Below are 21,195 nucleotides of genomic sequence, written 5' to 3' on the forward strand. Positions count from 1 at the left end.
GACTTCCACGCTGTCCCCCCGGGTCCCTCCCGGCCCGATCCGAACGACGGAACCCAGCCGTCATCCCGAGTTCTTCCGGAGGCACAGCGCCGTGAGCAAGCCGCCATTCACGCACCTGCACGTCCACACCCAGTACTCGCTGCTGGACGGTGCCGCGCGGCTCAAGGACATGTTCGAGGCGGCGAACACGATGGGCATGTCGCACATCGCCATGACCGACCACGGCAACCTCCACGGCGCCTACGACTTCTTCCACTCGGCCCAGAAGGCCGGGGTGACGCCGATCATCGGGATCGAGGCCTACGTCGCCCCCGAGTCGCGCAAGCACAAGCGCAAGATCCAGTGGGGCCAGCCCCACCAGAAGCGGGACGACGTCTCGGGTTCCGGTGGTTACACCCACAAGACGATCTGGGCGGCGAACAGCACCGGCCTGCACAACCTCTTCAAGCTCTCCTCGGACGCGTACGCCGAGGGCTGGCTGCAGAAGTGGCCGCGTATGGACAGGGAGACCATCTCCCAGTGGTCCGAGGGCCTGATCGCCTCCACCGGGTGCCCCTCCGGCGAGGTGCAGACCCGGCTGCGGCTCGGCCAGTTCGACGAGGCGGTCCAGGCGGCCTCCGACTACAAGGACATCTTCGGCGAGGGCCGGTACTTCCTGGAGCTGATGGACCACGGCATCGAGATCGAGCGCCGGGTCCGTGACGGGCTCCTCGAGATCGGCAAGAAGCTGAACATCCCGCCGCTCGTGACGAACGACTCGCACTACACGTACGCCCACGAGGCGACGGCGCACGACGCGCTGCTCTGCATCCAGACCGGCAAGAACCTCTCCGACCCGGACCGCTTCCGCTTCGACGGCACCGGCTACTACCTCAAGACGACCGACGAGATGTACGCCGTCGACTCCTCGGACGCCTGGCAGGAGGGCTGCGCCAACACCCTCCTGGTCGCGCAGCAGATCGACACCACCGGCATGTTCGAGAAGCGCGACCTGATGCCGAAGTTCGACATCCCGGAGGGCTTCACCGAGGTCACCTGGTTCCAGGAGGAGGTCCGGGTCGGCATGGAGCGCCGGTACCCGGGAGGCGTCCCCGAGGACCGGCAGAAGCAGGCCGAGTACGAGATGGACATCATCATCCAGATGGGGTTCCCGGGGTACTTCCTCGTCGTGGCCGACTTCATCATGTGGGCCAAGAACAACGGCATCGCGGTCGGCCCCGGCCGTGGTTCCGCCGCCGGTTCGATCGTCGCGTACGCCATGGGCATCACCGACCTCGACCCGATCACCCACGGGCTGATCTTCGAGCGCTTCCTCAACCCCGAGCGCGTCTCCATGCCCGATGTCGACATCGACTTCGACGAGCGCAGGCGCGTCGAGGTGATCCGGTACGTGACCGAGAAGTACGGCGCCGACAAGGTCGCCATGATCGGCACCTACGGCAAGATCAAGGCCAAGAACGCCATCAAGGACTCCGCGCGCGTCCTCGGCTACCCGTACGCGATGGGCGACCGCCTCACCAAGGCCATGCCCGCCGACGTCCTCGGCAAGGGCATCGACCTCAGCGGCATCACCGACCCCAAGCACCCGCGCTACAGCGAGGCGGGCGAGATCCGGGGGATGTACGAGAACGAGCCGGACGTCCAGAAGGTCATCGACACCGCCAAGGGTGTCGAGGGCCTCGTCCGGCAGATGGGCGTCCACGCCGCCGGCGTGATCATGTCCAGCGAGCCCATCGTCAACCACGCCCCGGTCTGGGTCCGGCACACCGACGGCGTCACCATCACGCAGTGGGACTACCCGCAGTGCGAGTCGCTCGGCCTGCTGAAGATGGACTTCCTCGGCCTGCGCAACCTGACGATCATGGACGACGCCATCAAGATGGTGAAGGCCAACAAGGGCATCGACCTGGAGATGCTCTCCCTGCCGCTGGACGACCCCAAGACGTACGAGCTGCTCTGCCGCGGTGACACGCTCGGGGTGTTCCAGTTCGACGGCGGCCCCATGCGTTCGCTGCTGCGCCAGATGCAGCCCGACAACTTCGAGGACATCTCCGCCGTCTCGGCCCTCTACCGGCCGGGCCCGATGGGAATGAACTCGCACACGAACTACGCCGAGCGCAAGAACGGCCGCCAGGAGATCACCCCGATCCACCCGGAGCTGGAGGAGCCGCTCAAGGAGGTCCTCGGCCTCACCTACGGCCTCATCGTGTACCAGGAGCAGGTGCAGAAGGCCGCCCAGATCGTCGCCGGCTACTCGCTCGGCGAGGCCGACATCCTGCGCCGCGTGATGGGCAAGAAGAAGGCCGACGAGCTGGCGAAGAACTTCGTCCTCTTCGAGGCAGGCGCCAAGAAGAACGGCTTCTCCGACGCGGCCATCAAGGCGCTCTGGGACGTGCTGGTGCCCTTCGCCGGATACGCGTTCAACAAGGCGCACTCCTCGGCGTACGGCCTGGTCACCTACTGGACCGCCTACCTCAAGGCGAACTACCCCGCCGAGTACATGGCGGCCCTGCTGACCTCCGTCAAGGACGACAAGGACAAGTCGGCGGTCTACCTCAACGAGTGCCGGCGCATGGGCATCAAGGTCCTCCCGCCGAACGTCAACGAGTCCGAGTCGAACTTCGCCGCCCAGGGTGACGACGTAATCCTCTTCGGGCTCACCGCCGTCCGCAACGTCGGGCAGAACGTGGTCGACTCGATCATCAGGTGCCGCAAGGCGAAGGGGAAGTACTCCACGTTCCCCGACTTCCTCGACAAGGTCGAGGCGGTCGTCTGCAACAAGCGCACCGTCGAATCGCTCATCAAGGCCGGCGCCTTCGACGAGATGGGACACACCCGCAAGGGACTCGTCGCCCACCACGAGCCGATGATCGACAACGTGGTGCAGGTCAAGCGCAAGGAGGCCGAGGGACAGTTCGACCTCTTCGGCGGCGGCGAGACGGACAGCGACGAGCCGGGCTTCGGTCTCGACGTGGAGTTCTCCGACATCGAGTGGGAGAAGTCCTACCTGCTCGCGCAGGAGCGCGAGATGCTCGGCCTGTACGTCTCCGACCACCCGCTCTTCGGTCTGGAACACGTCCTGTCCGACAAGTCGGACGCGGCGATCTCGCAGCTCACCGGCGGTGAGCACTCCGACGGGGCGATCGTCACCGTGGGCGGCATCATCTCCGGCCTCCAGCGCAAGATGACCAAGCAGGGCAACGCCTGGGCCATCGCCACCGTGGAGGACCTCGCCGGCTCCATCGAGTGCATGTTCTTCCCCGCGACCTATCAGCTGGTCTCCACCCAGCTCGTCGAGGACACCGTCGTCTTCGTCAAGGGGCGCCTCGACAAGCGCGAGGACGTGCCGCGCCTGGTCGCCATGGAGATGCAGGTCCCCGACATCTCCAACGCGGGGACCAACGCGCCCGTCGTCCTGACCATCCCCACGGTCCGGGTCACCCCGCCCATGGTCAGCCGGCTCGGCGAGGTCCTCAGCAACCACCGGGGCGACACCGAGGTGCGCATCAGGCTCCAGGGCCCGCGCAAGACCACCGTCCTCCGGCTCGACCGGCACCGCGTCAAGCCGGACCCCGCCCTCTTCGGCGACCTGAAGGTGCTGCTCGGCCCGTCCTGCCTGGCCGGCTGACGACCGCACCCGCACCGCGAGAGGGGCGCCCCGCCAGTGGCGCGGCGCCCCTCTCGGCCTGTCGGCCCGGCGGGCCGTCAGTTGTGGCCGAAGCGCTTCTGGTGCTTGCGTGCGACGTCGGCCGGGCTGCCCTGCGCCTGCGACTGGGGCTGGGTCTGCGACTCGTACGCCGTCGACTTGGCCTCCTCGGCGCCGCGCTCGGCGGCGGACGCGCGGTCCTGCTGGCTGCCCTGCTTACGGTTCTTGTTCTTCGCCATCGTGATGCCTCCTGAGAGAGATCTGGGGGGTCCAGAACCGCTGTCAGACTCACATAGCACCGGAAAGGTCGCATGTTGGATCATTACCGAGCGTAGTAGGCGAGGTATCATGCGCCGCTTCCCGATCCGCCACGCCGATGATCGAGTTCCGGACCTTAACCCCCCTGCCGTCGGGCAGACTCGAAGGAAACCCTGAGTAAGCGAACCCCGGGCCGGCGGACCCACCCCCACGTCAGGGCCCGCCGATCCGCTCCCGAGTTGGAAGAGGGTGGAACGCGTGGACCGTTGCGTCGTCCTGGTGGACGCCGGCTACTTGCTGGGCGCAGCCGCGAGTCTGCTGGCCGGAGAGCCCGCCCGTTCCCGCATCACCGTCGACCACGCGGCCCTGATCCAGGGCCTGCGCGAGCGCGCGGAGGCCGATACGGAACAGCCCCTGCTGCGCATCTACTGGTTCGACGGCGCACCCGACCGCGTGCCGCAGCCCGAGCACCGCAGGCTGCGGGTCATGCCCCGGGTGACCGTTCGGCTGGGCGCGCTCACGCGCAGTGACGGCCGCTGGGCACAGAAGGGCGTCGACGCGGCCATGCACGCCGAGCTGACCGAGCTGGCCAGGAACCGCGCCTGCTCCGACGTGGTGCTCGTGACCGGTGACGGCGATCTGCTGCCCGGGCTGATGTCCGCCAAGGAGCACGGCGTCGCCGTCCACCTCTGGGCCGTGCAGGCCGCCGACGGCGACTACAACCAGTCCGAGGACCTCGTCGCCGAGGCCGACGAGCGCCGCGTGCTCGACCGGGCCTGGATCACCAAGGCCGTACGGGCCAAGGAGACGGGCGGCGTGTGCGCGCCCCCGCCCGTCCCGCGCCCCGAGATCGCCGCGATCCTCTCCGCACCGCTGCCCGAGGCCGCCCTCGCCGCCTCCGCCGAGCGCGCCTCGGAGGCCCAGGCCGCCGCGGCCCGTAACGGCACCGGCACCGGGACCGCGGAGCCGGAGGCCGCCCCGCACCCCCAGCCCGCTCCCGGGCACAAGGGCGTCCCCACCCCCAAGGACCTGGCGAGCCTGCGCGCCCCCGGCGCCCAGGCCGCGCAGCACACCCCGCAGCCGCCCGCCCCCAACGCGACCCTGCGCTGGTCGTCCGACAAGGGCTGGGTCGAGCGCGGGGGGCCGCTCGGCGAACCCGCCGAGACCGCGTCCCTGCCGACCCTGGCCCAGCTCACCAGCGCGGAACAGCGCTGGGCGGACCGGGAGGAGGACATCACCACCGTCGGCGGTGACCCCTTCGAGGTCGGCCAGGTCTTCGCCCGGCGCTGGATGGAACGGCTGCCGGAGACCGTCCACCTGCAGAAGCTGTCCACCATGTACCCCCGCATCCCGCACCGCATCGACGGTGAACTGCTGAGATACGCGGCCCGCTTCGGGCTGCTCGCGCACAAGGACGACCAGATCGACGAGCACGACCGCTATGCCATCCGCGCGGGGTTCTGGCGCGAGATCGACGTACGGGCCGCCGCGGAGCACGCTCCCGCGGGGGAGTGAGCGGGGTGGCCCTGCCCGGCCCCGGACGCAATACGGGGCATCCGACCCCGTAGGCTCATCCCTCGTGAGTACGGGCACAGCACAGGCTACGGGCGCAGCGCAGGGCACGGGCACAGCACAGGTGCGAACCGTGTGCGCGGTGCGTGATCTGGTCAAGACCTACCCGGCCGTCCGCGGCCGGCGCGGCCGCGCCGCCACCCCCGAGGTGCGCGCCACCGACGAGGTCCGTCTCGATGTCCGGCGCGGCGAGATCTTCGGGCTGCTCGGGCCCAACGGCGCGGGCAAGTCCACGCTGGTGCGCCAGCTCACCGGGCTGATGCGCCCCGACTCCGGGAGCGTCGAGGTGCTGGGGCACGACCTCGTGCGCCATCCCGAGCGGGCCTCGCGGCTCATCGGCTACCTGGGCCAGGAGTCCACCGCCCTCGACGAGCTGACCGTGTCGCTCGCCGCGGAGACCACCGGGCGGCTCAGGGGCCTGCCCGTGCGGGAGGCGCGGGCCGCCCGCGACGACGTACTGGAGGAACTCGGGCTCACCGGTCTCGCCGGACGCCCGCTGAAGAAGCTGTCCGGTGGCCAGCGGCGGCTCGCCTGCTTCGCCGCGACCCTGGTCGGCGAGCGCCCGGTCCTGGTGCTGGACGAGCCGACGACCGGCATGGACCCCGTCGCCCGCCGCTCCGTCTGGGCCGCCGTCGACCGGCGCCGCGCCGAGCACGGGGCGACGGTGCTGCTCGTGACCCACAACGTCATCGAGGCGGAGACGGTCCTGGACCGGGTCGCCGTCATGGAGCGCGGCAAGGTCATCGCCTGCGACACCCCGGCCGGGCTCAAGGAGCAGGTGGCCGGCGAGGTGCGGGTCGAGCTGGTCTGGCGCGAGCGCGCCCCGCTGGACGTCCCGGAGGTGGCCGCGCTCCGCGAGTCCGCCCAGGAGTCGGGGCGCCGGTGGGTGCTGAGGCTCGGCCCGGACGAGGCGCGGGCCGCGGTGGCCGCGGTGACCGGCGGGGAGGCGTTCTCCTCGCTCGACGACTTCACCCTGGCCACGCCCAGCCTGGAGGACGTCTATCTGGCGCTCGGCGGGGACGCCGCCCGGGCCGCCGAGGGACTGGTGAAGGCGTGAGCAGGACGGTGGACGTGTCGCGATACGTGTCGGACGGGAGCGCTGCCAGGTGACGAGCATCGTTCCCACGGAGCCCGCGCAGGTGGCCGGGCCGAAGGTGAGGACCTCCGCCGTGCGGACGACAGACAGCCCCGCCCGCACCGCCCCCGCCGACCTCGCGCCGCGGGCCAGGCTGTTTCCGTCGCTGGCCGCCGTCTACCGGGCGCAGCTCTCACGGGCGAGGGTGGCCCGGATCCCGCTGCTGTTCGTCGCGACCTTCCAGTCCATCGGGATCATGGTCCTGATGCGGGGGGTCGTCGACGGCGGCGCGGAGGCACGGGCCGTCGTCGCCGGGTCCAGCGTGCTGGTCGTCGCCTTCGTCGCGCTCAACCTGCTCGCCCAGTACTTCGGGCAGCTCCGGGCCGGCGGCGGGCTCGACCACTACGCGACGCTGCCGGTGCCGCCCGCCGCGGTGGTGCTGGGGGCGGCCGGCGCGTACGCCTCGTTCACCGTGCCGGGCACGATCGTCACGGCGGTGACGGGCAGCGCGCTCTTCGGGCTCCCGATGACGCACCTGTGGGTGCTCGTCGCCGTCATCCCGCTCTCCGGCGCCGCGCTCTCCGGGCTGGGCGCCGCGCTCGGGCTCCTCGCACCCCGGCAGGAGGTGGCGACGCTGCTCGGGCAGCTGGGCATGTCGGCGGCGCTGCTGCTGGGCGTGCTCCCGGCCGAGCGGCTGCCGGGGCCGGTCGGGTGGGCACGGGACCTGCTCCCCTCGACGTACGGCGTCGAGGCCCTGGCCCGGTCCTTCGACGCCCGTCCCGACTGGGCGGTCGTCGCCCTCGATCTCGCGGTGTGCGCGGCGGTCGGTGTGCTCTCGCTGGCCGTGGCCGCCTGGGCGTACCGGCGTGCGGCGGTCCGGTGAGGCGGGGCACCGACCGGCCTGGCACGATGGCACCGTGACCGCACCGTTGACGCCGCCGCACCAGCCCCAGCCGAACGACCCGTGGCAGGCCCCGCCGTCCGGGTCCCACCTCGTGCACGCCGAGCAGCCGGGCCCGGACGAGCGGAGCGCGGAGCTGCGGCAGGCCGCGGTGGTCGCCGCGGTGCTGACCGTCGCGGGAATCGGCCTCGGGCTGCTCTGGCTGTGGCTGGCGCCCCGGGTGCCGCTCGTCTCCGACGACACCGCCGTGTTCCTCAAGAACAGCGAGGGCGAGGAGGCCATCGGGGCCGACGGCACGTTCGTGCTGCTGGCCCTCGCCTTCGGCCTCGTCTCGGCGGCCGTCGTCTTCCTCCTCCGCAGGCGGGGAGGCATCCCGCTGGTGGTGGGGCTGGCCCTTGGCGGGCTGCTCGGCTCCCTGCTGGCGTGGGGGATCGGCACCTGGCTCGGGCCGACGTCCGACGTGGTGGCCCATGCCAAGGAGGTCGGCAAGGGAGTCACCTTCGACGCACCGCTGGAGCTGCACGCGGTGGGGGCGGCGATGCTCGCCTGGCCCATCGCGGCGATGATCGTCCACCTGGGTCTGACCGCGCTGTTCGGGCCGCGGGACCCCGAGCCGGAGTGGGCGGGCTCCTACGGGTCGCCGCAGGCGGAGCCGGGGCCCGGCAATGCCTTCGGGCCGGCGCCCGGTGCGCCCGCGGAGCCCGGCGCCGAGGACGGCCGGCCGGAGCGTCCGTAGCCGGCAGGTCCTGGCCGGTGCCCGCCGCTCGGATCAGCCGGCAGGTCCTGTCCGGTGCCCGCCGCTCACATCCGGGTCGTTTCCGCCCCGATGTCGAGGGCAGGCGAGTGGGTGAACGCCTACGAAAGGACCGACATGAGTGCCGGAGAGAAGTCCAAGGCCAAGACCGAGCAGATCGTCGGGAAGGCCGTACGCAAGGTGGCCCACGCGGTCGGCGACGACACCACCGCGGCCAAGGGAGCGGCACTGGAGGCCAGGGGCAAGGGCCGGGGCACCAAGGAGAAGTCGAAGGACGCCTTCAAGCACTGAGGACGCCTTCGGGCACGGAGACGCCTTCACCTGCCGGGGGCGCGCCTTCGGGCACCGGCCCAGGCGCCCCGGCCCGCTGGAGGCGCCAGGAGTCAGCGTGGCGCGGCGGCGGCGCACCGTACACAGGTCGTCGCCGCCGGCCGCACCTCCAGACGGTCCGGCGGGATCGGCTCACCGCATCCCTCGCAGAAGCCGTACTCATCCCGCTCCAGCCGCTCCAGCGCCCGGTCCACCTCATCCAGGTGGTCCCGCGCCCGGGCCAGCAGCGAGGCGACATGGGCCCGCTCGAAGGCGGTGCTCGATCCCTCAGGGTCGTGCTCGTCGTCGACCGCCACCAGCGCGTTCGCCTCGACGATCCCTTCGAAGTCACTGTGCAGCGCCGCGATACGGGCATCCGTGTCGCGGCGTTCCGCTGCCAGCCGCTCACGGATGACGGCGCGGTCGTCGGGCCCGGCCCGTACGGGAGAAGAGAACTCGTTCATCTCTGCGGAAACGGCCGTGCCCGGGCCCGCATTCCGCGCACCCCCACGCGAGGCGCGGAACCCTCCGCTACGCCCGGCCGATCGGGGCCAGCGTGGCGTCCGTCAGAGTCGCCAGGTCCGCGGCGGAGAGCTCGACCTCCAGGCCTCGGCGGCCCGCCGAGACGCAGATCGTGCGGTGGGAGCCGGCCGACGCGTCCAGCACCGTACGCAGGCGCTTGCGCTGGCCCAGCGGGGAGATACCGCCGCGCACATAGCCCGTGGTGCGCTCCGCCGCCGCCGGGTCCGCCATGGCGGCCCGCTTGCCGCCCACCGCCGACGCCAGCGCCTTCAGGTCCAGGGACCCCGCGACGGGGACGACGGCCACGACCAGCTCGCCGTCGACCTCGGCGACCAGCGTCTTGAACACCCGGTCCGCGGAGACACCGAGCGCCTCGGCCGCCTCCTCGCCGTACGACGGGGTGGCGGGGTCGTGGTCGTACGAGTGGACCGTGAACGCGGTGCCGGCCGCGGTCAGGGCGACCGTGGCCGGGGTCCCGCCGGGCTGCTGCTTCCTGGACTTCTTCGCCACCGGGCCGGTCCTCGGGTCAGTTGGGGTAGGTGGGGTCGCGGGTCAGGTCGGTCGCCGGCAGTGACGGCAGGTGCCGGATGACGGCGGTCTCCTTGCGCAGCAGCGCCAGCTCCTCACGCAGCCGGGTCGCGGTGTCCGGGGCCTGGAGCAGCCGCTGTTTCGACGGGACGTCCAGCACGGCGGCCGCGGCCACCAGGTAGGAGACGACGGAGGGGTCGTCGGGCAGGTCCGCGCCGGTCGTCAGGGAACGCTCGCTCGCCCCGGCCAGCCGCTTCTGGTAGCTGCGGAAGGCCCGCAGGACGCCCTCCGCGAGGGCCCCCGCCTCGTCCGTGGGGGAGTCCTCGCCCTCGGCGGCCCCCGGGTCCTCGGGCAGCTCCTCGACCTCGGCCGTCAGGAACGGGCCGCTCGCGTCCACGGAGAGCAGCCGCACCCGGGTGGTGCCGGTCGCCAGGACCTCGTAGCTGCCGTCGGCGCGCTCACGGATCTTGGCCGCGTCCGCGACGCAGCCGACCCGGTGGAAGGTCTGGATGGGATCGGGACCGAAGCCGTCGGCGGGGGCCCGCTCCACGGGAGGCGCCGCGGCGACCGTGTCCGGCATCCCGGTGGCCGTGGGAGCGGTCTCGCGGCCGTCGCGGATCGCGACCACCACGAAGCGGCGCGGTTCGTCCTCGTCGATCGCGAGCAGCTCGCGCATCATGGCGCGATAACGCTCCTCGAAGACGTTGAGCGGCAGCACGAGGCCGGGGAACAGCACCGCGTTCAGCGGAAAGAGAGGCAGGCGAGCGGTGGTCACAGCCGCCAAGCCTAATGGCCACGGCGCCCGCTGTGTTCCGGCCGTCCGTACAGGGGCGTGGAAGAGGCCACCCGGAGCCGTACATCCGCCCTGGCGTCGAGGAATCCGCCGAGCGCCTCCCCGGTCACGGACGCCCACGGGAAGGACGTCGCGTACGGCCCGATCAGCCGGAACTGCTCCAGTGCCTCGGCCGCGCGGCCCCGCGCCACCAGGACGTAGGCGAGGAGGTTACGGACCTCCGCCGGCCAGGGATCGCCGGGAGGGAACCCCGCCGAGAACCTGATCGCGAGGTCGGCCGCCGCGTCGACCCGGTCCGCCTGCACGGAGTTCGCCCGCGCGGCGGCCTCCTCGTCCCGCAGCAGGGCGAAGGCCGCCCGTACGGGGAGCGCCTGCACCAGGGAGTCCCCGGCGGCGTCCTCGGCGGCCTGCTCGGCGAAGTCGAAGCACTCGCGGTGGGAGCCGTACCACTCGGCCGAGAGGTACCGCAGCGCGGAGACGTGGCTGCCGTAGTGGTGCGGGGAGCGGCGTACGGCCTGCTCCCACAGCGATTCGAAGACCGTGTGCGTGGCGTGCGTGCCCCGGGCGTGGTCGAGCGCGAGCCGCCACGGCACCGGGTCGCGGGGATCGGCCTCGGCCGCCGCCGTGATCAGCGGGCCCACCTCGCGCAGCAGCTCGGCGTGGGCGGGGGACTCCCAGGCGCGGCGCACCGCCAGCGCGGCCTTGACGAGCAGGGCGTCCGGATCGCGCGGGGAGGCGGCCAGCCACCCGGTGAGCCACCCGTCGCGACCGCGCGCGAAGGCGACCAGCCGGGCCAGGGTGCGGTCGCGGGCCTCCCAGTCGGCGGCGTCCCGGGTGGTGGCGAGGAGCTTGGCCGCGGGTTCGTGGTCACCCAGGGCCGCCGCCACCAGCGCGGGGGAGAGCCGCTCGTCGGGGGCGTCGAGCATCACCGCGTCGTCCGACGGCAGCCCGGCGGACAGCCCGGGGCCGTACCGGAACGTACGCGCGGACGTCAGCAGTGCGCGGAGGAAGGCCATGGTGCAGACCATTGAAAAGCCCTGGTGGGAGCGGCGCCAGAGGGCCGCTGTGAAGCTTCTGTAGCGAGTGGGAGGGTTGCCCTGAACAAGGTCAAGAAAGGGCAAAGGAAACGTCCTCGGGTGGCTTGATCCCGGCCTTTCCGTTTCCGATAACCGCCCGTCCTGCCGGGCGTCGACCGGCCTTTCGACCGCTGCCCCGCCAGGGATCCGGCCCGGCGGGGCGCCGTCCCGCGGTCAGCCGCGCCGCAGCAGTCTGGACGCCCCCGCCGCCACCGTCGTGGCCAATATCCACCCCAGCAGCACCAGAGCAGCCGCGGCCCACTGCCAGCCGCCCTCCAGCAGCCAGTAGCCGTCCTGCCCGAGATCGATCACCGGCACCAGCAGATCCAGTGCGTACAGCGCGGGATTCCACTGCGGATGCTCTCCGCCCTTGATCGACTCGGGGCGGTACTGCGAGAAGGCCACCGCCCCCGCCGCCCACAGCACGGTCATCCACACCAGGGCCCTGCCCGGCCGGTAGCCGTACGCCACCGTCAAGTCCTGGAGATAGCCCCAGATCCGCCCCGCCGGCGGCAGCGTCTCGCGCCTGCGCCGCTGCTTGGCCAGCAGTACCTCCCGGGCGTCCGCGTCCTCCCCGCAGCTGCGGAGCACCGCCGCCAGGCGCTCGTACGGCTCGGGGACGTACTCCGGGGTCGCGGCCAGCACCCACTCCAGGCGGCGGGAGAGCGGGAAATGGCCGTACGGGACGAGGTTCTCGTAGACGAAGCCGCCCATCGCCAGGCCGCCCGGCCCCGGCCAGCTGGTCGACACGTCGATCAGCGTGACCACCTTCGCGCCGTTCAGCACGACCCGGCCCTCGCGCGGGCGCTCCGCGTTGAAGCGGAGCTCGGGCGTGACGATCCGGCGCAGCGACAGCTCCTCGCGGTCGGCCAGCACGAAGCGGGCCTTGTGCAGGTCCACCGCGTCCCCGAACCGCCCGTCGTCGAGCCGCACCGCGCCCCGGCACTCGAAGACCTGCGCCCGCGTCCCGCGCGCCGGGCCGCCGCCCCGGGCGATGCCGAACGGGGGAGTGGTGCCCTGGTTGCCCGTGTCGATGCTCACCCAGGCCTCCGTCATGTACAGCGTGCGCTCCACGCTCAGCTGCGGGGCGTTCAGCGCCCGCCGCCCGTCCGTGGCGCGCAGCCGGCTGCCGCGCAGGCTCAGCGAACCGCCGACCTTCGCCCCGCGGAGGCTCAGCTCCCCGCGCGTCTCGATCATCTCGGCCTGGAGGTCCTGCGCCACCGACATCCCGTCGCCCACGAAGGCGCGCCCGCGCCGGTCGGGGCCGATGGCGATCTGGTTGATCAGCAGGTCCGTGCCGATCTGGGCGTCGGTCAGCCGGATACCGCGCTCCACACGGCAGCGCGGCAGATGCAGATCCCCTTCCGTGTGCAGCCGGGCCGCGTCCAGCCTCGGCACCGCGCACCCCACCAACCGCAGCGTGGTGAAGTGGCACTCGGGCAGGACGACCTCCTGCTCGAACCGGCAGCCCGTGAGCTCGACGTACGGAGAGACCCGGCCGCCCGCCAGGTCCAGCTTCCCGGTGATCCGTACGCCCCGGAGCTTCAGGGCCGCCACCCGGCCCGGCCGCGCCTGCGGGCCGTCCAGGAGCAGACGCGCCACCGTGCGCGCGCCGACACTGCGCTCCGGCCCCCAGAGGTGCGGGGCGAACGGATCGTCGCGCACCGGATCGTGCGAGCGCAGATCGTAGGTCGTACCGTTCCGGAAGGACTGCCACATGCCCAGCTCCGCGGCGCTGAGCCCGTCGGGGATCTCGCCGTCCTGCGGTTCCGTCACTGCATCACCTCCGTACGCGCGGATCACCCCGCGCCCCCGTACCGTCGTTCTTCCCTCTGTGTGACCGTGCGAAAGCTAACGGTCAGCAGTGACAGCCGGGACATGTATCAGCCAGTGATACGGGCGACCGGGCGCCTGAACCGGTCTGAGAGAATTGCGGTGTGATCTCTCGAATCGATCTGCGCGGTACCGCCCTCCCCGAGGGTGGCGCCCTGCGCGACCTGCTGCCCCGTGCCGAGTTCGACGTGGAAGCCGCCCTGGAGACGGTGCGGCCCATCTGCGAGGACGTACGCCATCGTGGCTCGGCGGCGGTGAACGAGTGGGGGGAGAAATTCGACGGCGTGCGCCTGGACTCGATCCGGGTCCCCGTCGGCGCGATCACCGAGGCGCTGGAGCAGCTCGACCCCGCCGTGCGCGCCGCCCTGGAGGAGTCGATCCGCCGCGCCCGCCTCGTCCACCGCGAGCAGCGCCGCACCACGCACACCACCCAGGTCGTCCCCGGCGGCACGGTCACCGAGAAGTGGGTGCCCGTCGAGCGCGTCGGGCTCTACGTGCCGGGCGGGCGCGCGGTCTACCCGTCCTCCGTCGTGATGAACGTCGTCCCCGCCCAGGAGGCGGGCGTCGAGGGCCTCGCCGTCGCCTCCCCGCCCCAGAAGGAGTTCGGCGGCCTGCCGCACCCCACGATCCTCGCCGCCTGCGCCCTGCTCGGCGTGGACGAGGTGTACGCCGCCGGAGGCGCCCAGGCCGTCGCGATGTTCGCGTACGGCACCGAGGACTGCCTGCCCGTGAACCTCGTCACCGGCCCCGGCAACATCTACGTCGCCGCCGCCAAGCGCCTCCTCAAGGGCCGTATCGGCATCGACGCCGAGGCCGGCCCCACCGAGATCGCGATCCTCGCCGACGCGAGCGCCGACCCGGTGCACGTCGCCGCCGACCTGATCAGCCAGGCCGAGCACGACCCGATGGCCGCCGCCGTGCTCGTCACCGACTCCGAGGAGCTGGCCGCCGGCACCGAGGCCGAGCTGGCCCCCCAGGTCGCCGCGACCAAGCACATCACGGAGCGGATTGAGCCCGCGCTCTCCGGCCGCCAGTCCGCGATCGTCCTGGTCTCCTCGATCGAGGACGGCCTCAAGGTCGTCGACGCGTACGCCGCCGAGCACCTGGAGATCCAGACGGAGAACGCCGCGGCCGTCGCCGAGCGGGTCCGCAACGCCGGCGCGATCTTCGTCGGCCCCTGGTCGCCCGTCTCCCTCGGCGACTACTGCGCCGGCTCCAACCACGTCCTGCCCACCGGCGGATGCGCCTGCCACTCCTCGGGCCTGTCCGTGCAGTCCTTCCTGCGCGGCATCCACATCGTCGACTACACCCGCGACGCCCTCGCCGAGGTCACCCACCACGTCGTGACCCTCGCCGAGGCGGAGGACCTCCCCGCCCACGGCGCCGCGCTCAAGGCCAGGTTCGGCTGGAAGGTTCCGCAAGCGTGACGAACAGCAGCACCCCCCCGAACGCGTGGGACGCGCTCCCGATCCGTGACGAGCTGCGCGGCCAGTCCCCGTACGGGGCGCCCCAGCTCGACGTACCGGTCCGGCTGAACACCAACGAGAACCCCTACCCGCTGCCCGACGCGCTCGTCGACCGCATCGCCGAGCGGGTCCGCGAGGCCGCCCGCGACCTCAACCGCTACCCCGACCGGGACGCCGTCGAGCTCCGCACCGAGCTCGCCCGCTACCTCACCCGCACCGCGGGCCACGAGGTCGCCGCGGCGAACGTCTGGGCGGCCAACGGCTCCAACGAGGTCCTCCAGCAGCTGCTGCAGACCTTCGGCGGCCCCGGGCGCACCGCGATCGGCTTCGAGCCCTCGTACTCGATGCACGCCCTCATCGCCCGCGGCACCGGCACCGGATGGATCTCCGGACCGCGCAACGAGGACTTCACCATCGACGTGGAGGCCGCGAAGAAGGCCATCGCCGAGCACCGGCCCGAGGTCGTCTTCATCACCTCGCCCAACAACCCCACCGGCACCGCCGTGGATGCGGACACCGTCGTCGCCCTGTACGACGCGGCCCAGGCCGCCCGGCCCTCGATGGTCGTCGTCGACGAGGCGTACGGCGAGTTCAGCCACCACCCCTCGCTGCTCCCGCTGATCGAGGGCCGCCCGCACCTGGTGCTCTCGCGCACCATGTCCAAGGCGTTCGGCGCCGCGGGCCTCCGCCTCGGCTACCTCGCGGCGGCCCCCGCCGTCGTCGACGCGGTCCAGCTGGTGCGTCTCCCGTACCACCTGTCGTCGATCACGCAGGCCACGGCGCTCGCCGCCCTGGAGCACACCGATACGCTGCTCGGGTACGTCGCGCAGCTCAAGAGCGAGCGCGACCGGCTGGTCGACGGCCTGCGGGAGCTCGGCTTCGCCGTCACCGACTCGGACGCCAACTTCGTCCAGTTCGGCCGCTTCGCCGACAGCCACGAGGCCTGGCAGCAGATCCTCGACCGGGGCGTCCTGGTGCGGGACAACGGCGTACCGGGATGGCTGCGGGTCTCCGCGGGCACCCCGGCAGAGAACGACGCGTTCCTCGATGCGGTGCGCGAACTGAAGAAGGAGCACGACGCATGAGCCGCGTAGGCAGGGTGGAACGGACCACCAAGGAGACCTCCGTACTCGTCGAGATCAACCTCGACGGCACCGGCAAGGTCGATGTCGCGACCGGGGTCGGCTTCTACGACCACATGCTCGACCAGCTCGGCCGCCACGGGCTCTTCGACCTCACGGTCAAGACCGAGGGCGACCTGCACATCGACTCGCACCACACCATCGAGGACACCGCCCTCGCGCTCGGCGCAGCCTTCCGGCAGGCGCTCGGCGACAAGGTCGGCATCTACCGCTTCGGCAACTGCACCGTCCCGCTGGACGAGTCGCTCGCCCAGGTCACCGTCGACCTCTCCGGCCGCCCCTACCTGGTGCACACCGAGCCGGAGAAGATGGCGCCGATGATCGGCGAGTACGACACGACGATGACCCGGCACATCCTGGAGTCCTTCGTCGCCCAGGCGCAGATCGCCCTGCACGTCCACGTCCCGTACGGCCGCAACGCCCACCACATCGTGGAGTGCCAGTTCAAGGCACTGGCCCGCGCCCTGCGGTACGCCAGTGAGCACGACCCGCGCGCGGCCGGCATCCTTCCCTCCACGAAGGGCGCCCTGTGACCGGCCTCAACACCGTTCTGATCATCGTCGGCCTCTTCCTGGCCGGCGGTGTCTACTCCTTCTGGAAGCAGGGCATGCCCAAGGGCGTCGTCGTGCTCCTCGGGATCGGATCCGTGATGTGCCTGGTGGCGGGCATCATGCGGATCCAGGGACTCTGGGACTGAGGTAGGACAGTGAGCGACAAGAAGAAGGTCGTCGTCTTCGACTACGGCTTCGGCAACGTCCGTTCCGCCGAGCGGGCCCTCGCCCATGTCGGCGGGGACGTGGAGATCACCCGCGACTTCGACACCGCGATGAACGCCGACGGGCTGCTCGTCCCCGGCGTCGGCGCCTTCTCCGCCTGCATGGACGGGCTGAAGAAGGCGCGCGGCGAATGGATCATCGGCCGCAGGCTGGCCGGCGGCCGTCCCGTCATGGGCATCTGCGTCGGGATGCAGATCCTGTTCGAGCGCGGCATCGAGCACGGCGTCGAGACGGAGGGCCTCGACGAGTGGCCCGGCACCGTCGGACCGCTGAAGGCCGACGTCGTGCCGCACATGGGCTGGAACACCGTCGAATCCCCCGAGGGGTCCCAGCTCTTCGCCGGTCTGGACCGTGAGGCGCGCTACTACTTCGTGCACTCCTACGCGGCGCACGACTGGTCCCTCGAAGTGACCAACGCCAAGATCCGTGCCCCCAAGGTCACCTGGGCGACGCACGGAGAGCGGTTCGTGGCGGCCGTGGAGAACGGCGCGCTGTGGGCCACCCAGTTCCACCCCGAGAAGTCCGGCGATGCCGGCGCCCAGCTGCTGACCAACTGGATCGAGACGCTGTAATGCCGAAGCTTGAACTGCTCCCCGCCGTCGACGTCCGCGACGGCCAGGCCGTCCGCCTCGTGCACGGCGAATCCGGCTCCGAGACCTCCTACGGCTCGCCCCTGGAGGCGGCCCTCGCCTGGCAGAGCTCCGGCGCCGAGTGGCTGCACCTCGTCGACCTGGACGCCGCCTTCGGGACCGGCGACAACCGCGCGCTGATCGCCGAGGTCGCCGGCGCCATGGACATCAAGGTCGAGCTCTCCGGCGGCATCCGCGACGACGCCTCCCTGGAGGCGGCCCTCGCCACCGGCTGCCGCCGCGTCAACCTCGGCACCGCCGCCCTGGAGACCCCCGAGTGGGTCGCCAAGGTCATCGCCGAGCACGGCGACAAGATCGCCGTCGGCCTCGACGTCCGCGGCACGACGCTGCGCGGCCGTGGCTGGACCCGCGACGGCGGCGACCTCTACGAGACGCTCGCCCGCCTCGACTCCGAGGGCTGCGCCCGCTACGTCGTCACCGACATCGCCAAGGACGGCACGCTCCAGGGCCCCAACCTGGCCCTCCTGCGGGACGTCTGCGCCGCCACCGACAAGCCGGTCGTCGCCTCCGGCGGTGTCTCCTCGCTCGCCGACCTCCGCGCGATCTCCCTGCTCGTCCCGGAAGGTGTCGAGGGCGCCATCGTAGGCAAGGCGCTGTACGCCAAGGCGTTCACCCTGGAAGAGGCGCTCAAGGCGGTCGCCGGATGACGGACTCCGTACGCCGTGTCTCCTCGGGCGGACCCTGGGAGGAGAAGTTCGGCTACTCCCGCGCCGTCCAGCTGCCGAACGGACTCGTCCTGGTCTCCGGCTGCACGTCCGTGGTCAACGGCGAGATCTCCGCGGGCGGTCCGTACGAGCAGGCCGTCGCCTCCTTCCAGGTCGCCTTCGACGCCCTGAAGCAGGCCGGGCTCGGCCGTGAGGACGTCGTCCGCACCCGGATGTACATCACGCACGCCCGGGACGTCGACGAGGTGGGCCGCGCCCACAAGGAGCTGTTCGACGACGTCCGGCCCGCCGCCTCCATGATCATCGTGTCCGGCTTCGTCGACCCCTCCCTGGTCGTCGAGGTCGAGATCGAGGCCTACCGGGCAGGTGAGCGATGACCCTCGCCGTACGGGTCATCCCGTGCCTCGACGTCGACAACGGCCGTGTCGTCAAGGGCGTCAACTTCCAGAACCTGCGCGACGCGGGCGACCCCGTCGAGATGGCCAAGCTGTACGACGCCGAGGGCGCCGACGAGCTGACCTTCCTCGACATCACCGCGTCCAGCGGCGACCGGGAGACGACGTACGACGTGGTGCGCCGCACCGCCGAGCAGGTCTTCATCCCGCTCACCGTCGGCGGCGGGGTCCGCACCCCCGACGACGTCGACAAGCTGCTGCGGGCCGGGGCCGACAAGGTCGGCGTCAACACCGCCGCCATCGCCCGCCCCGAGCTCATCCGCGAGATCGCCGAACGCTTCGGGCGCCAGGTGCTCGTGCTCTCCGTCGACGCCCGCCGCACCCCCGAGGGCACCTTCGAGGTGACGACGCACGGCGGCCGCAGGGGCACCGGCATCGACGCCGTCGAGTGGGCGCACCGGGCGGCCGAGCTCGGCGCCGGCGAGATCCTGCTCAACTCGATGGACGCCGACGGCACGAAGGACGGCTACGACACCGAGATGATCGAGGCGGTACGGGCCCACGTCACCGTCCCCGTCATCGCCTCCGGTGGCGCCGGCCGGCTGGAGGACTTCACACCGGCGGTCGGCGCGGGCGCCGACGCCGTACTCGCCGCGTCCGTCTTCCACTTCGGTGACCTGCGGATCTCCGAGGTCAAGGGCGCTCTGCGCGAGGCCGGACACCCCGTCCGCTGACCCCGGCCCGGGAGGGCGCCGGTCGCGAAGACCGGCGATCTCGCCGATGTCCGCCCGGAGGGTGGGCCGCCAGAGTGGCGCCGTCAACGAAATGACGGCGCCACCCACGCGGTGCTCCCCCGAAGGCCCCCGGACGACGGGGCCCCGGCTGCCGCGGTGAGGTGCGCCTCGACCGAGAGGATCCCCCCTCGTGCAGCAGCACCTCCCCTCCGGCGACACGTCCCCCCGCCGCCACCGGATGTCGAAGAGCCGCTCCCGCACCGTCGGGTTCGCCGTGGCGGCCGCGGCCGCCACGGCCGGTCTGGTCACGGCGCTGATGCCGGGCGCGCAGGCCGCCGACAATCCGTACGAGCGCGGTCCGGCCCCGAGCAATGCGAGTATCGAGGCGAGCCGCGGCTCGTACGCCACCTCGCAGACCACCGTCTCCTCACTGAGCGTCAGAGGCTTCGGCGGCGGGACGATCTACTACCCGACGTCCACGTCCGACGGCACCTTCGGCGCGGTCGTCATCTCGCCCGGGTTCACCGCCTACCAGTCGAGCATCGCCTGGCTGGGGCCGCGCCTGGCCTCGCAGGGCTTCGTGGTGTTCACCATCGACACCAACACCACGGTGGACCAGCCGGCCAGCCGGGGCGACCAGTTGCTCGCCGCGCTGGACTACCTCACCGGCACGAGTTCGGTCCGCACCCGGATCGACTCGTCCCGGCTCGGTGTGATGGGCCACTCCATGGGCGGTGGCGGCACGCTGGAGGCCGCGAAGGACCGCCCGTCGCTGCAGGCGGCGATCCCGCTGACCGGCTGGAACACGGACAAGACCTGGCCCGAGGTGAAGACGCCCACCCTGGTGATCGGCGCGGACGGTGACACGATCGCACCCGTCGCCACGCACTCGGAGCCGTTCTACAACTCGCTGCCGAGCTCGCTGGACAAGGCGTACCTGGAGCTCCGGGGCGCCACCCACTTCACCCCGAACAGCTCCAACACGACGATCGCGAAGTACAGCATCTCGTGGCTGAAGCGCTTCATCGACAACGACACCCGCTACGAGCAGTTCCTCTGCCCGCTGCCGTCGGCCGGCCTGACGATCGCCGAGTACCGGGGCAACTGCCCGCACACCTCCTGACGACGGGGGAGGAGCCGGGGCCGGGCCGCGCGTACCGCGGTCCGGCCCCTCCGTGCCGTCCGGGTCAGACCCGGGCGAGGAACTCCGCGACGGCCCCGGCGAATCCGGGGTCGCGGACCGCCGTCAGATGGTCCCCGGGCAGCACGGTCAGCTCCGCCCCCGCGATCGCCGAGGCCAGCACCTCGGGCCGGGTCGCGAGGGGATCGTCCGCCCCGGTGAGTACCAGCGTCGGGACCGTGATCCGGTCCAGCGGCAGCGCGTCCCGGTGCACGGCCCGTATCTGCGCGGCCAGCGCCAGCCGGTCGCCGCCCGCCGTGTCCGCCAGCACCCGGAAGGCCCGGGTCCGCTCGGGTGCGTCCGCCGCGTCGTCGGCCGTCAGTGCCGCCGACACCAGCTCGGGGGGTATCACCCGCGTGTCCAGGCCGCCCACCTCCACCGCGCCCGCGCCGATCCCTCCGGCCACCAGGCGGCTGACGCGGGTGTCCTGCGCCGCGGCCAGGACCGCCACCACCGCGCCCATGGAGTACCCCACCAGATGCACGTGGTCCGCGCCGATCCGGTCGATGAGCAGGCGGACGTCACGGGCCATCAGCGACTCGCCGTAGTACGTGTCGTCGTGCGGCCCGTCCGACTCGCCGTGGCCCCGCGCGTCCAGGGCGTACACCCGCCGGCCCCGCGCCACGAGCGCCTCGACGACGCCGGGGCCCTCCCAGTTCAGCCGGGCGTGCGCGGCGAATCCGTGCAGCAGCACCACCGGGGGCAGGGCGTCGTCCGGGTCCCGCGACCAGGACCAGTAACGCAGGGTCAAACCGTCGTGTGTACGCAATTCATCAGTCATGCACCGACGTTACGGGCGCCCGCCGCGCGGCGGGCCGGGCCTGTGCCCCCGCACAGCGGGGGCGCCGTTCCGTTGGGAGCCCGCACCGCTCGGGCCCGGCCGGGAACCGGGAGCGGACGCGAGCCTTCCGACGCTGTTT

Annotated in this window: 22 protein-coding genes; 15 read left to right on the plus strand and 7 right to left on the minus strand. The window is 72.0% G+C overall.

The window, feature by feature from the left end:
• The first annotated feature begins 91 nt into the window (after positions 1-91).
• Positions 92-3,628, plus strand: a complete 3,537-nt coding sequence (gene dnaE / locus JKV81_RS01550; RefSeq protein ID WP_202074775.1) for a DNA polymerase III subunit alpha — start codon at positions 92-94, stop codon at positions 3,626-3,628.
• A 77-nt stretch (positions 3,629-3,705) separates the two neighbouring features.
• Here dnaE and JKV81_RS01555 read toward each other — a convergent pair whose 3' ends face one another.
• The gene (locus JKV81_RS01555; RefSeq protein WP_099176222.1) at positions 3,706-3,885 is read right to left on the minus strand and encodes a hypothetical protein; all 180 of its coding nucleotides are present in this window, start codon (positions 3,883-3,885) and stop codon (positions 3,706-3,708) included.
• Positions 3,886-4,153: 268 nt separating this feature from the next.
• Here JKV81_RS01555 and JKV81_RS01560 point away from each other — a divergent pair, with 268 nt between their 5' ends.
• The 5 genes from JKV81_RS01560 to JKV81_RS01580 all read left to right on the plus strand — a co-directional run bounded on the left by JKV81_RS01560 (position 4,154) and on the right by JKV81_RS01580 (position 8,497).
• On the plus strand, positions 4,154-5,419 hold the full coding sequence (locus JKV81_RS01560; RefSeq protein WP_124276950.1) for an NYN domain-containing protein: 1,266 nt from the start codon (positions 4,154-4,156) through the stop codon (positions 5,417-5,419).
• 130 nt (positions 5,420-5,549) lie between these two features.
• On the plus strand, positions 5,550-6,533 hold the full coding sequence (locus JKV81_RS01565; protein WP_202074776.1) for an ABC transporter ATP-binding protein: 984 nt from the start codon (positions 5,550-5,552) through the stop codon (positions 6,531-6,533).
• A gap of 49 nt (positions 6,534-6,582) precedes the next feature.
• A complete protein-coding gene (locus JKV81_RS01570) occupies positions 6,583-7,434 on the plus strand; it encodes an ABC transporter permease (protein ID WP_372444045.1) in 852 nt (283 codons plus the stop codon).
• Between the two features lie 34 nt (positions 7,435-7,468).
• The gene (locus JKV81_RS01575) at positions 7,469-8,188 is read left to right on the plus strand and encodes an ABC transporter permease (protein WP_202074777.1); all 720 of its coding nucleotides are present in this window, start codon (positions 7,469-7,471) and stop codon (positions 8,186-8,188) included.
• Between the two features lie 135 nt (positions 8,189-8,323).
• The gene (locus tag JKV81_RS01580) at positions 8,324-8,497 is read left to right on the plus strand and encodes a hypothetical protein (protein WP_164493710.1); all 174 of its coding nucleotides are present in this window, start codon (positions 8,324-8,326) and stop codon (positions 8,495-8,497) included.
• Between the two features lie 92 nt (positions 8,498-8,589).
• Here JKV81_RS01580 and JKV81_RS01585 read toward each other — a convergent pair whose 3' ends face one another.
• From JKV81_RS01585 to JKV81_RS01605, 5 genes are all read right to left on the minus strand, one after another.
• Positions 8,590-8,979 carry a TraR/DksA family transcriptional regulator gene (locus JKV81_RS01585; protein ID WP_129262174.1) on the minus strand — a complete coding sequence of 130 codons (390 nt, stop codon included), beginning with the start codon at positions 8,977-8,979 and terminating at the stop codon, positions 8,590-8,592.
• A 67-nt stretch (positions 8,980-9,046) separates the two neighbouring features.
• A complete protein-coding gene (ybaK, locus tag JKV81_RS01590; RefSeq protein ID WP_129262172.1) occupies positions 9,047-9,547 on the minus strand; it encodes a Cys-tRNA(Pro) deacylase in 501 nt (166 codons plus the stop codon).
• 16 nt (positions 9,548-9,563) lie between these two features.
• Positions 9,564-10,340, minus strand: a complete 777-nt coding sequence (locus JKV81_RS01595; RefSeq protein WP_124276956.1) for an LON peptidase substrate-binding domain-containing protein — start codon at positions 10,338-10,340, stop codon at positions 9,564-9,566.
• Between the two features lie 11 nt (positions 10,341-10,351).
• Positions 10,352-11,386, minus strand: coding sequence for a hypothetical protein (locus tag JKV81_RS01600; protein WP_129262168.1), 1,035 nt, complete (start codon positions 11,384-11,386; stop codon positions 10,352-10,354).
• 222 nt (positions 11,387-11,608) lie between these two features.
• Positions 11,609-13,210, minus strand: a complete 1,602-nt coding sequence (locus JKV81_RS01605) for an oxidoreductase (RefSeq protein ID WP_202074778.1) — start codon at positions 13,208-13,210, stop codon at positions 11,609-11,611.
• A 161-nt stretch (positions 13,211-13,371) separates the two neighbouring features.
• Between JKV81_RS01605 and hisD the strand changes: the two genes are divergently transcribed.
• From hisD to bdeA, 9 genes are all read left to right on the plus strand, one after another.
• A complete protein-coding gene (gene hisD, locus JKV81_RS01610; RefSeq protein WP_202074779.1) occupies positions 13,372-14,694 on the plus strand; it encodes a histidinol dehydrogenase in 1,323 nt (440 codons plus the stop codon).
• Positions 14,691-15,818, plus strand: coding sequence for a histidinol-phosphate transaminase (locus JKV81_RS01615; RefSeq protein ID WP_124276960.1), 1,128 nt, complete (start codon positions 14,691-14,693; stop codon positions 15,816-15,818). The genes hisD and JKV81_RS01615 overlap by 4 nt, the downstream gene beginning before the upstream one ends.
• Complete coding sequence (gene hisB, locus JKV81_RS01620; protein WP_099176212.1) at positions 15,815-16,408, plus strand: imidazoleglycerol-phosphate dehydratase HisB; 594 nt, start codon at positions 15,815-15,817, stop codon at positions 16,406-16,408. The genes JKV81_RS01615 and hisB overlap by 4 nt, the downstream gene beginning before the upstream one ends.
• Positions 16,405-16,572 carry a CG2302 family histidine operon protein gene (locus JKV81_RS01625; RefSeq protein ID WP_164493711.1) on the plus strand — a complete coding sequence of 56 codons (168 nt, stop codon included), beginning with the start codon at positions 16,405-16,407 and terminating at the stop codon, positions 16,570-16,572. The genes hisB and JKV81_RS01625 overlap by 4 nt, the downstream gene beginning before the upstream one ends.
• 9 nt (positions 16,573-16,581) lie before the next feature.
• Positions 16,582-17,223: an imidazole glycerol phosphate synthase subunit HisH gene (gene hisH / locus JKV81_RS01630; protein WP_124276961.1), complete on the plus strand. Its 642-nt coding sequence runs from the start codon at positions 16,582-16,584 to the stop codon at positions 17,221-17,223.
• Positions 17,223-17,948 (plus strand): bifunctional 1-(5-phosphoribosyl)-5-((5-phosphoribosylamino)methylideneamino)imidazole-4-carboxamide isomerase/phosphoribosylanthranilate isomerase PriA, encoded by a 726-nt coding sequence (gene priA / locus JKV81_RS01635; RefSeq protein WP_104789850.1) that lies wholly within the window; start codon positions 17,223-17,225, stop codon positions 17,946-17,948. Before hisH ends, priA begins: the two co-directional genes overlap by 1 nt.
• The gene (locus tag JKV81_RS01640; RefSeq protein ID WP_129262157.1) at positions 17,945-18,343 is read left to right on the plus strand and encodes a RidA family protein; all 399 of its coding nucleotides are present in this window, start codon (positions 17,945-17,947) and stop codon (positions 18,341-18,343) included. Before priA ends, JKV81_RS01640 begins: the two co-directional genes overlap by 4 nt.
• On the plus strand, positions 18,340-19,095 hold the full coding sequence (gene hisF, locus JKV81_RS01645; RefSeq protein ID WP_202074780.1) for an imidazole glycerol phosphate synthase subunit HisF: 756 nt from the start codon (positions 18,340-18,342) through the stop codon (positions 19,093-19,095). The genes JKV81_RS01640 and hisF overlap by 4 nt, the downstream gene beginning before the upstream one ends.
• A gap of 190 nt (positions 19,096-19,285) precedes the next feature.
• On the plus strand, positions 19,286-20,218 hold the full coding sequence (gene bdeA, locus JKV81_RS01650; protein WP_124276963.1) for a bis(hydroxyethyl) terephthalate hydrolase: 933 nt from the start codon (positions 19,286-19,288) through the stop codon (positions 20,216-20,218).
• 64 nt (positions 20,219-20,282) lie between these two features.
• Here the strand turns inward: bdeA and JKV81_RS01655 are convergent, their stop codons facing one another.
• Positions 20,283-21,056: an alpha/beta fold hydrolase gene (locus tag JKV81_RS01655; RefSeq protein WP_202074781.1), complete on the minus strand. Its 774-nt coding sequence runs from the start codon at positions 21,054-21,056 to the stop codon at positions 20,283-20,285.
• Positions 21,057-21,195: the final 139 nt, after the last annotated feature.

It is taken from the genome of Streptomyces silvae (assembly GCF_016745505.1).
Lineage (GTDB): Bacteria > Actinomycetota > Actinomycetes > Streptomycetales > Streptomycetaceae > Streptomyces > Streptomyces silvae.